The organism is Lacinutrix undariae (assembly GCF_052934785.1).
The window spans coordinates 1,426,274-1,439,048 of the sequence record NZ_CM128809.1; the positions used below are offsets into that span (position 1 = coordinate 1,426,274).

3 protein-coding genes are annotated in these 12,775 nt (G+C 33.8%); all 3 read left to right on the top strand.

Translation table 11 applies throughout. The annotated features are described in order from the left end of the window. Positions 1-59: 59 nt before the first annotated feature. Positions 60-6,341 carry a DUF8693 domain-containing protein gene (locus ACU4C5_RS06365; RefSeq protein WP_446846226.1) on the top strand — a complete coding sequence of 2,094 codons (6,282 nt, stop codon included), beginning with the start codon at positions 60-62 and terminating at the stop codon, positions 6,339-6,341. A 4-nt stretch (positions 6,342-6,345) separates the two neighbouring features. Next, the gene (locus ACU4C5_RS06370; protein WP_446846227.1) at positions 6,346-9,237 is read left to right on the top strand and encodes a PQQ-dependent sugar dehydrogenase; all 2,892 of its coding nucleotides are present in this window, start codon (positions 6,346-6,348) and stop codon (positions 9,235-9,237) included. A 126-nt stretch (positions 9,238-9,363) separates the two neighbouring features. After that, the gene (gene ileS, locus ACU4C5_RS06375) at positions 9,364-12,771 is read left to right on the top strand and encodes an isoleucine--tRNA ligase (protein WP_446846435.1); all 3,408 of its coding nucleotides are present in this window, start codon (positions 9,364-9,366) and stop codon (positions 12,769-12,771) included. Positions 12,772-12,775: the final 4 nt, after the last annotated feature.

Genomic DNA, 12,775 nt, shown 5'->3' on the forward strand with positions numbered 1-12,775 from the left:
CTTACAAAACTTAGATTAAGAATCATAAGGAGGTTAAGTTTTATTAATTCACTCTATCTATGAAAAATACCTACTCTCCCTATATTGCATTATTATATGCGCTCTTTTTTAGTATAAATATAGCTTCACAAACTACCATAGCTAAAAACGAATTTTTAGGTTCCACAAATTCTATTATTCAGGATAGTAATACGGCATCACAAATTGCGACTTTAACTCCAGATGATACTTGGGGTTATAGAGCTACCGTAGGGAATGGGAGTGTTTCAGTTGTTGATGATACTGGTGAGTACGGTGTTACTCCAACCTCTGCACCTAATAGTTTAATGATTAGAGATTGGCATGGAGCAAGTGAGATTGTAGAGTTTGATAATTATGATGTTGCAGGATATACAGATATCGAGTTTTCTTTAGATTATGCTTCCGAAGGAAATAATGATAATAATCAATTTTATATACAATACGCTTATAATGCAGGTGGATGGGAAACAGCGGTTTTATTAATTGATAACAATATAAATCAAAATTTTGGTGTTAATCAGTTTACTTTAAATATAAACGATGGTGTTGGTTCAGGAGAAGATAATGTAACCTCTTTTAAGTTTAAAGTATATAATGTAGGCGGCAGTGGAGATGATCGTTTTTATATAGATGATGCCTATTTACGAGGTTTTGCTACAGCTCCTCCAAACGCTATTTGTAAAGATGTTTCAATAGTATTAGATGCTTTTGGTCAAGCTTCAATTACCGGAAATGATATTGATAATGGCTCAACTGTTGGTTATGGACCCGTATCTTTATCTGTAAATAAAGCAGATTTTACTTGTGATGATTTAGGAACTAATACAGTAACTTTAACTGTTGAGGATGTGTTTGGAGATTCAGATACTTGTACGTCTACAGTAACAGTTGTTCAATATGCAGGAGGTCTCGTAGCGCCTATTATAGCTGATGTTACCGCTTATTGCGAATATACTGTTGTTACACCTGCTAATTCAGGGTATCAATGTGAAGATATTACGCCAACAACAAGTGATATTACTACTTTTACAACCCCAGGAGCTTATAGTGTAACTTGGTTATATACAGCTTCAGATGATAGTGTATCAGTAACTCAAAATATAACAATAATAGCCCAAGAAGCACCATCTAATATTGTGGTATCAGACATAGATCATCAAAGTGCATTAGTTACATGGGATGAGCAATTAGGTGTAGGGTCTTACGGAATTAGATACCGTGTTGAAGGTGAAACATCATGGGTTGTAGCTACTACGTCTACAAATTCTTATGATATTACAGGGTTGTCTCAATTAGCAGATTACCAATTTCAGGTTAGTAGTGTTTGTGGCGGTTCAGAAATTTGGTCTTCAACTCAAACATTTTCAACCATATTGTCAGATGCGTATTGCGTACCTACAAGTAATTCAAATGGGTCACATTATATCACAAATTTTAGCGTTACTGGTGAAAATTCAACATTTATAAATAACGGGACGAGTAATGGTGATGATGGAGGTTATGGTGATTATACAAATCTTCCAACAGTTGAGGTTTTTCCGGGAAGTAGTTATACAACTTCTATTACGGTTAATGGAGCTAACTCTGGTTGGGGGGTGTATATTGATTTAAACCATGATGGTGTTTTTTATAGAAATGGTGATAATGATCCTGATGATGAGTTTTTTGACTTATCTACCGAACTTGGTAAGGGTTTAAGTGATATTATAATAGATATTCCTGCAACAGCTAGTTTAGGTAAAACGGTAATGCGTGTAGGAATGAGACAATATTGGTCTTCAACAAACCCTTGTGGAAATACAAATAATAAAAACGAAGAATTTGAAGATTATATTATAGATGTAAAAAATAACTACTCAGATCCAGAGTTAAGTGTTTCTGGTGGAGGAAATAGTATTCCCGGAGACGCCTCAAATACACCCTTAATTACAGATTTCACAAATTTTGGATCTATTAATATTGGAGAAACTACAAATAGAGTATATACGCTTACTAATTTAGGGTATTATCCATTAATTATTGATGCAATTACGTTTTCAAATACAACAGATTTTTCACTTACAGGTGTCTCTTTTCCTTTTACAATTAATGGAGGAGAATCAACAATATTTACTGTAGAGTTTTTTGCTGAAGTACTAGATTTAGATACAAAAACATCTACTATAACCATACAGAGTAATAGTATTAATTATGATACGTCTCCTTATTTTGTTTATAACATTTCGGCATCTAAAGATCAAAAATTTTATGATAGTGATGGCGATGGTATTTTTGATAATGTAGATATTGATGATGATAATGATGGTATACCAGATGAATATGAAGAACAGTCATGTAATTTATCACCATCGGCTGTAAAAGCTAATTATAAGTTTTTAAATGAAACTTTTGGTGAAGGTATTGGTCGAAGTTCAGATATTAGTATACTTTACGATGCTACAACAACTTATTGTTTGGAAGATGGAGATGCTAGTGATGGAGATGTTAATACTACAGAATGTCCTAATGTTGAAAATGCAAGTTTATATGACGGCGAATATACCGTGCATAGTTTAATAACCACAGGAATAGAAGGCGAAACAGTAGGACCTAATGATGCTATAGCAAATTTTGCATGGTACGCTTGGGCACCAATTGAAGATCATACCCCAGGTGATACTAATGGGAGAATGGCTATTTTTAATGCTGATGTTAATCCGGGTGTCTTTTACGAAACCACAATTACAGGAACTATCCCAAACGTGCCAATTACATACAGTTTTTGGGCTGTAAATATAGATAATAAAGACAGCGTTTTTAGTAATTCAGAACTAGAAGGAGGAACTAGAATAAAACCAAATATTAGAGTTAACTTCTTAAAAACAGATTATTCTACCATAATTAAAACATTTACAACAGGTGAAATTACAAGATGTGAAAGCGGAAATGATTGTGATGTATCTATTTGGAAATATTTTGAACCTGAAGAAATCATAACTAGCGAAACTACTTTTATTGTACAGTTTATTAATGAATCTCCAGGAGGAAACGGAAATGATTTAGCTATCGATGATATCAATATTCAGCAAACACTTTGTGATATGGATGGTGATGGTATTGCTGATACGTTTGATTTAGATTCAGATAATGATGGTATTCCAGATGTTGTAGAAGCTGGTTTTGCAAGTAGTAGTAACGGCACAGGGAAAATTGATGTCACTTGGGTTGATGTGAATAAAAACGGAATGTTAGATAGTTTGGAGGGCGAAACAATTCTTGATACCGATGGTGATGGTATCCCAAATTATTTAGATTTAGATAGTGATAACGATGGGCTTTTTGATATTGATGAATCTGGTGCTCAAAATTCAAATAACCCTTATCCAAATTTTATTAATGGAGATGGAGATATTAATGGAGACGGAGTTGGAGATGGACCAGAGTCTGAGTTATTTAGAATAAAAGATACCGATGGTGATGAAAATATAGAATATTACGGAGATGGTATTTTAGATGTATATGATTATTATTCAGATTATACTGAAGGAGCAAGTTATGCTAATACCTACGGAAATAACTCACAAGGAATTGCTTATGCTGCAACCGGATATACGTTAGATTCCGATAATGACGGTATTCCAGATTATTTAGATGTTTATAATAACCTAACGTCTGTTTATGATATTGATACCACAATTTATACCGGTTTAGATGCCGATAATGATGGTGTTATTGATGATGAAACAGATTCAGATGGAGATGGTGTTGTAGACTCTAGAGATGGAAATGACACCATATTTGGATCGCCTAGAGATTTAAATGAAAGTTATAGCCTGTATTTTGATGGGCGTAATGATTATGTTGAAGCTGATAATGCGTTAAATAATACAGATGCTACTATTATGGCATTTGTGAAAACAGATGGTGATAATGCATTGGCTGATGGACAAATTATAGCAGGTCAAAATAAAATTTTTATTAGAGTTTCTCCAAATAACAGGGTCATTGCTCGTGTTGATGGAATTAATATTAGTGGAAATTTTATAACTCAAAATGTATGGGAGCATGTTGCAGTAACAACCACAGCGGGTAAAACAATACTATATATTAATGGTATTGAAGTAGCAAGTATAGATTCGGGAAGTGTTCCTAATGATACCTCAAAATTCCGAATTGGTTCTTTACCAAATAATACTCTTTATTTTAAAGGTGAAATTGAAGAAGTACGTGTTTTTGATCGTGTATTAACGCCTCTTGAAATAAAACATATGGTACATCAAGAGTTAGATGAAAATGAAAACTTTAACAAAGGAAAAATCATTCCAAAAACAATAGGTGCTTTAAATTCAAATTTAATTAGATATTATAAAATGGATGGATATCAAGATGATATTCTAGACGATAAAAAAACCTATCCAACCGAAGTAGATACACTTGTAGGAGCTAAATTATATAACATAAAAGATATTTATTTCCAAACAGCACCATTACCTTATGTTACAGAATCAGATGGGGATTGGACAAGTCAAAGCTCATGGTTGCATGGCGATATTTGGGATATTACAACAAAAGTGAGTAGCGAAGATGATGCTTCAATAGTACATGTAAAACATAATTTAAATACGTCCGATACTCAAGGTATGGTTGGTTTATTAGTTGATGACAATAAAGAGTTTTCAATCAAAACAGATAAAGCACTTTATAATAGTTGGTATTTAAAATTAGATGGTTTTATAGATTTAGAAGGCGAATCGCAATTAATTCAAAAAGAAGATAGTGATTTATATAATGGTACAAATGCAAAACTAGAACGCGATCAACAAGGAACTGTAAACTTATATACTTACAATTATTGGTCATCACCAGTTCATACTAGCGTATCTAGTAGTCCTGTTAATGGTTCTGAAAATTTTTCAGTGGCAGATGTTTTGTATGATGGTACAGATGCCACATCTCCTGCAGCAATTAGTTATGTTGAAGGGTATGATGGTGATACATCTCCAATGAAAATTTCAAATTATTGGTTATGGAAATTTGATAATTATTTAGATGATAACTATGCTGATTGGCAGTCTATCACTAGTGGCTCAAGATTAAATACAGGTGTTGGGTATACTATGAAAGGAACCAGTACAGATGCTCTAACAGGATATCAGAATTATATATTTGCCGGAAAACCTAATAACGGTACGGTAAAACTAAACTTGTCGTCAGGTAATAATTACCTAGTTGGAAACCCTTATCCATCTGCAATTGATGGCTATGAGTTTATTTTAGATAATGAAGATGTTATAACAGGAACACTTTACTTTTGGGAACATTATGGAGGAGATTCGCATATTCTTGCTGAATATCAAGGTGGATACGGACTTTATAATTTATCAGGAGGTGTGCCAGCTATTGCCGATTTAGATGTGCAACAAGCCACACCAGATGATGATGTAAGTAATTCCGGAACTCCTACTAAAACACCTAGACAGTACATTCCTGTAGCTCAAGGATTTTTTGTAGTTGCTCAAGATGGTGGTGATGTTACTTTTGAAAACGATCAGCGTATTTTTGTAAAAGAAGGATCAACAAATAACGATTCTTGGTTTTTTAGACAAAATATTGAAAGTGAGTTGAATGTGGTAAATGAAACCGATAATACACAACTAGCTGATGAAAGACCTAAATTCCGAATTGATTTTGTCTCACCAAATAACTATTGGCGTCAATTATTATTAACCGTCGATGAGAATACAACAACAGGTATTGATTGGGCATATGATGGTGCTGTAAACGAAGAAAATGCTGAAGATATGCTGTGGCGTATTAACGAGAAAGATTTTATTATTCAAGCTATCGCTGAAACTGCGCCGTCTACCATATTACCATTATCTGTAAAAACGTTAAACGGTGGTGAAATAAAAATACATATTCATGATCTTGAAAATGTGCCATTAACTACCCAAGTTTATTTAAAAGATAATGAGATATATCACGATTTAAGAGCTTCAGAATATATAACAACAGTATATCCCGGAGTTATTTTAGACCGTTTTAAAATAGTATTCTCTTTAGATAATACTTTATCTATACAAGAAAATCTAATGGAGCAATCTATTGTAGCATATTATAATAATCAAACAGAAGCTATAGAGATTTCTAATATGAAAAACGAAATGGTTAATTCAGTTACTGTTTTTAATCTCTTAGGACAAAAAATCACAGAAAAAACAATCCATTCAAATCAGCAAAATATTATATTACCGCTTTCTCTTAATACTGGAGTTTATATTTTTAAAATAACAACAGATTTAAGAGAGATCTCCCATAAAATGTTAATTAATAGTAACTAAAAGAATGAAACAAAAATTACTTTCGCTAGCCTTTGTACTAGTAGCATTGATTTCCTTTGCTCAACCAATAACAGATGATACTTCTAAGTGGAGTGTTACAAATATCACCTCAGAAAATGCTTTTAGTTACCCTTGGGAAATTACCTATATGTCTGGTGATAAATTATGGCTAACTGAACGTGTTGGTGAAAAAATTACAAGTTTTGATATTGCAACAAGTAGTATTGATGTGATGATAGACTTAAGCGCTAAAGTTGCAAACTCTACTCAAGGAGGACTTTTAGGAATGGCAATTCATCCAGATTTATATAATGATATCACAACTACAAGTAATAATTATGTGTACGCAGCATATACTTATGAAGATGCGGGTTTTAAATTACGTATTATTCGTTTAGTATATGATTATACAACAAATACATTAGCCGAAGACGTTAGTTTAAATGAAAACGGAGCCATTTTAGAAGGACTTCCAGGAAGTGGTGATCACAATTCTGGTCGACTTATTATTGGGCCAGATTTAAAAATATATTATACCATAGGAGATCAAGGAGCTAATCAATTTGATTATTCTTGTAATCCTATTTTAGCACAGGTTTTACCAACATCACCTACAGATTATGCTAATTATCCAGGAAAAACATTACGTATTAATTTAGATGGAACTGTGCCTAGTGATAATCCTGTGTTTGAGAATGTAAAAAGCCACGTGTATACATACGGGCATCGTAATTCTCAAGGAATTATTTTTGCTGCCGATGGAACACTTTATGCTTCAGAACAAGGTCCAAAAACAGATGATGAAATAAATATCATAAAATCAGGTAAAAATTATGGATGGCCAGAAATTGCTGGATACTATGATAATTGGGCTTACACATATTGCAATTGGTCTTCTTTAGAAGGCGCTTGTAATGCAGGTAACTTTTCCGATCATAACTGTCCAGATGGTGCAGATTCTTATACCGAATTTGAATCTTTTCCAAATGGAGCACCAGTAGATTTTGAACCTTGTATAGGTACTTACGGAAGCTCAATTGAATCTGATCCAGCAGGTGGTTGGGGAACATGGCCAACACCAGCGGTATCTAGTATTGATATTCATGAAACTGGAAATATCCCAGGTTGGGGACGTTCATTATTATTTCCGTCATTAAAAAAAGGAACTATTTACCGTGCAAAATTAACTGCAGATGGTACAGATATCGTAGATGACGCTTACGAGGAGTTTCATTCTTCAATAGATAGATATAGAGATATTGCAATCTCTCCAGACGGATTAACTATTTATGCAGTAACAGATAATGCTGGAGGAACATCAGGACCTTCATCAACAAACGTAGTAGGAACTTTAAGTAACCGTGGTGTTATTGTTAAAATTCAATATATTGGAGCAACAGTTGTTAATCCACCAGTAGCAAACTGTCAAGATGTTCAAATTACATTAGATGATACAGGACACGCAACACTTTTAGCAAGTGAAGTAGATAATGGATCTACTTTTGGTACAGCAGGAGCGGCAACTACAGATAGCGTAGTTATTGATAGAACAGCTTTTTCTTGCGATGATACTTTAGAGGCACAAACAGTTTGGTTAACCATAACAGATGCCGATGGAAATGAAAGTAAATGTTCAGCATTAATAACCGTTTCGCCTAATGCAACACCAGCAGCATTTACAGCACCTATATTAGAAGATGTGGTAAGTAATTGTCAAATTACAGTTGCTGCTCCAACTTTAATCAATAATGCATGTACAGAAATTGTAGCAACAACAACAGGTAATACTACTTTTTCTGCCGGAGAAAGTGGTGTAATTATATGGTTGTTTGATGATGGTGTAAATTCAAATATAGCAATACAAAGCGTAAGTGTTAATGCATTATCTGTACCAAGTACAATTAATGTGTCGGCAAATTCTAATTCGGCTTTTGTAAGTTGGGATGCTATTGATGGTGTGAGTTTTAATGTTAGATATCGTGAAGTTTCTGGAACTTGGAGTTCTATAATCGCAACAACAAATTCGGTGACTATAACAGGTTTAACATTGTCTACAGATTACGAATTAGAAATTAATAGCGATTGTGGTACTTCTCAATCTGCATATAGTTCGGTAGTACCGTTTTCAACAACTGATATCGATTATTGCGACGCTTACGGAATTATAAATGGCGATAATCATCATATAACTAGAGTAGAGTTAGAGACAATTAATAATACTTCAGACGGATCTATATATACAGATTTTACAGCAATATCAACAAGTTTAAACGCTTCAGAGACCTATACTATTTCTATAGATAAATCAATTCCTGGTGATAATTGGAAAACAGCAGGTTTTGGTGTTTGGATAGATTATAATGCCGATGGAGACTTTACAGATGCCGGCGAACTTGTAGCAGGAACAACAGAAGGAAGTGATTTATCACCTTACAATCAAGTAACACGTTCGTTCTCATTTTCGGTACCGTCAACAGTTATCACAACAAGTACAAGAATGCGTGTTGCAATGATGCAATATTATACACCTTACGGAACAAATGCACCTTGCGGAATTGTAAATTCAGATAGTAATTCATCAGAAGTTGAAGATTATACCATTAATTTAGTAGGCGCTACATTATCTATTGCAGATTTAGAAGCTTCTAATTTTTCAATATATCCAAACCCAACAAAAAGTGCTGTAACTATTAAGTTACCGTCAAGCGGAAATTATAACGACTTAAAAATTACAATGTACGATATTCAAGGTCGTGTAGTAAAAACTCAAATAGTTAATGATGCGCAAACCGAAATCAATTTTAGTAATTTAAACGCCTTAACCAACGGTGTATATATTCTTAAAATTACTGAAGGCACAAAACTATTAACATCAAAGAAATTGATAAAAATATAAAGCAGTAATAATCTGTTTTACAACCAAAAGCCTTTGATTTATCAAAGGCTTTCTTTTTTCAGTGTTTTAGGTCCCTTTTTTACTAAAAATCCTTAATTTCGCTAATCGAATTGAATGAATGATATTATGAGTAGTAAATTCCCTGAATATAAAGGTCTTAACTTACCAAACGTAGCAGATGAAATCGCTAGCTATTGGCAAGAAAATAACATATTTGAAAAAAGTGTCACTACAAGAGAAGGTAACAAACCTTACGTGTTTTTTGAAGGACCGCCTTCAGCAAACGGATTACCAGGTGTACACCATGTTTTAGCACGTGCGATTAAAGATATTTTTCCGCGTTATAAAACCATGAAAGGTTTTCAAGTAAAACGTAAAGCAGGTTGGGATACACACGGACTTCCAATTGAGCTTGGTGTTGAAAAAGAACTAGGTATTACTAAGGAAGATATCGGAAAAACAATTTCGGTTGAAGATTATAACGCCGCTTGTCGTAAAGCAGTAATGCGTTACACAGATGTGTGGAATGATCTTACAAATAAAATGGGATATTGGGTAGATATGGACGATCCATACATTACTTACGATCCTAAATACATGGAGTCTGTTTGGTGGTTATTAAAAGAAATATACACCAAAAACTTAATGTACAAAGGGTATACTATTCAACCATATTCTCCAAAAGCAGGAACAGGATTAAGTTCTCACGAGGTAAACCAACCAGGAGCTTACCAAGATGTTACCGATACTACTATTGTAGCACAATTTAAAGCTGTTGAAAATACATTACCAGAATTTTTACAAAACGAAGGTGATATTCATTTTATAGCTTGGACAACAACACCGTGGACATTACCATCTAATACCGCGTTAACCGTTGGACCAAAAATTGACTATGTTTTAGTAAAAACATTCAATCAATATACATTTGAGCCTATAAACGTTGTTTTAGCAAAACCATTAGTTGGAAAGCAATTTGCTGGAAAAAATAATGTGTTAGTGGAAACTGTTGAAGGTTTAGAAACTTACAATTCGGGAGATAAGAAAATTCCATATTTCATAGTAAAAGAGTTTAAAGGAAACGATCTTGTTGGTATCAAATACGAACAATTATTACCTTACGCTTTACCAAACGATAATCCTCAAGATGCTTTTAGAGTTATTGCAGGAGATTTTGTAACTACCGAAGACGGAACAGGAATTGTACACACCGCACCAACTTTTGGAGCTGATGATGCTTTAGTTGCAAAACAAGCCTCTCCAGAAATTCCACCAATGTTGGTAAAAGACGAAAATGATAACTTAGTACCACTTGTAAATTTACAAGGTAAATTTCGTCCAGAAATGGGAGAGTTTGCAGGTAAATATGTTAAAAACGAATATTATACCGATGGTGAAGCTCCAGAACGTTCTATAGATGTGGAGTTAGCTATTAAGTTAAAAGAAGAAAATAAAGCCTTTAAGGTTGAAAAATATAAGCATAACTACCCACACTGCTGGCGTACAGATAAACCAATTTTATACTACCCGTTAGATTCTTGGTTTGTTAAAGTAACCGATGTAAAGGATAGAATGGTAAAACTTAACGATACCATTAACTGGAAACCAAAATCAACCGGTACAGGTCGTTTTGGAAACTGGCTAGCAAATGCAAACGATTGGAATTTATCGCGTTCTCGTTACTGGGGAATTCCATTACCAATTTGGAGAACCGAAGATGGTAAAGAAGAAATTTGTATTGGTTCGGTTGAAGAATTAAAAGCAGAAATGGCAAAAGCTGTTGATGCAGGTGTTTTAGCAAAAGACATTTTTGAAGATTTTGAAGTGGGTAACAACTCAAACGAAAACTATGCTAAAATAGATTTACATAAAAATATTGTTGATGAGGTGGTATTAGTTTCGGCATCAGGACAACCAATGAAACGTGAAAGCGATTTAATTGATGTGTGGTTCGATTCTGGTTCAATGCCGTATGCACAATGGCATTACCCTTTTGAAAACAAAGATAAAATAGACGATAACAAATCTTTCCCAGCAGATTTTATTGCAGAAGGCGTAGATCAAACTCGTGGATGGTTTTATACACTTCACGCGATTGGAACTATGGTTTTCGATTCAGTAGCCTACAAAAACGTAGTATCTAACGGGTTAGTGTTAGATAAAAACGGACAAAAAATGTCTAAACGTTTAGGAAACGCTACCGATCCTTTTGAAACCCTATCAACATACGGCGCAGATGCTACACGTTGGTACATGATTGCAAATGCAAACCCTTGGGACAATTTAAAATTTGATGTAGAAGGAATTGAAGAGGTAAAACGTAAATTCTTCGGAACACTTTACAATACCTATTCATTCTTTACATTATATACCAACTTAGATAAATTTACTTATAAAGAAGCTGAAATTCCGTTAGAAGAACGTCCAGAAATAGACCGTTGGGTACTTTCAGAATTACATACACTTATTCAAAAAGTAGATGACTATTACGCTGAATACGAGCCAACAAAAGCGGCACGTGCAATTTCAGACTTTACACAAGATTATTTAAGTAACTGGTATGTACGTTTAAGTAGAAGACGTTTCTGGAAAGGCGATTATCAACAAGATAAAATTTCGGCTTACCAAACCTTATACACTTGTATGTTAACCATAGCAAAATTAGGCGCGCCAATAGCACCGTTTTTTATGGATAAACTTTACCAAGACTTAACAAAAGTAACACATACAGAAAACTTTGAAAGTGTACATTTGGCGGAGTTCCCAGTGAGCGATAAAAACTTTATTGATAAGAGTTTAGAACGCAAAATGGAGAGCGCCCAAACTATTTCGTCTTTAGTATTATCATTACGAGCTAAAGAAAAAATAAAAGTACGTCAGCCACTTCAAAAAATTATGGTTCCTAGTGATAGCGAACAACAAAAAGAAGAAATTTTAGCAGTTGCCGATTTAATAAAATCTGAAGTAAACGTAAAATCTGTTGAGGTTTTAGAAGATGCTTCTGATATTTTAGTAAAACAAATAAAACCTAATTTTAAAGCTTTAGGACCACGTTTTGGAAAAGATATGAAAGCTGTAGCACAACTTATAAATGGGTTTGATGCAGACGATATTAAAAAAATTGAACAAAACGGAGTTTTAGATGTTGACGTTAATGGGAAAAGTATTACTTTAGAACGTTCAGACGTAGAGATTACCTCTCAAGATATTGAAGGATGGCTTGTTGCAAGCTCAGGATCCTTAACAGTAGCCTTAGATGTAACCATTACCGAAGAGCTAAGAAAAGAAGGTATTGCTAGAGAATTGGTAAACAGAATTCAAAATCTACGTAAAGATTCTGGATTTGAATTAACTGATAGAATAGCGGTACAATTTCAAAAAGATGAACAAATTGTTAACGCCTTAGACAAAAATTTAGATTATATAAAAGCTGAAACACTTACAGATACAGTGGAAGTTTTAGATAATGTAAAAGATGGTATAGAAATTGCTTTTGATGACGTAAATACCAGATTGTCTATTCAAAAAATTTAAAAAT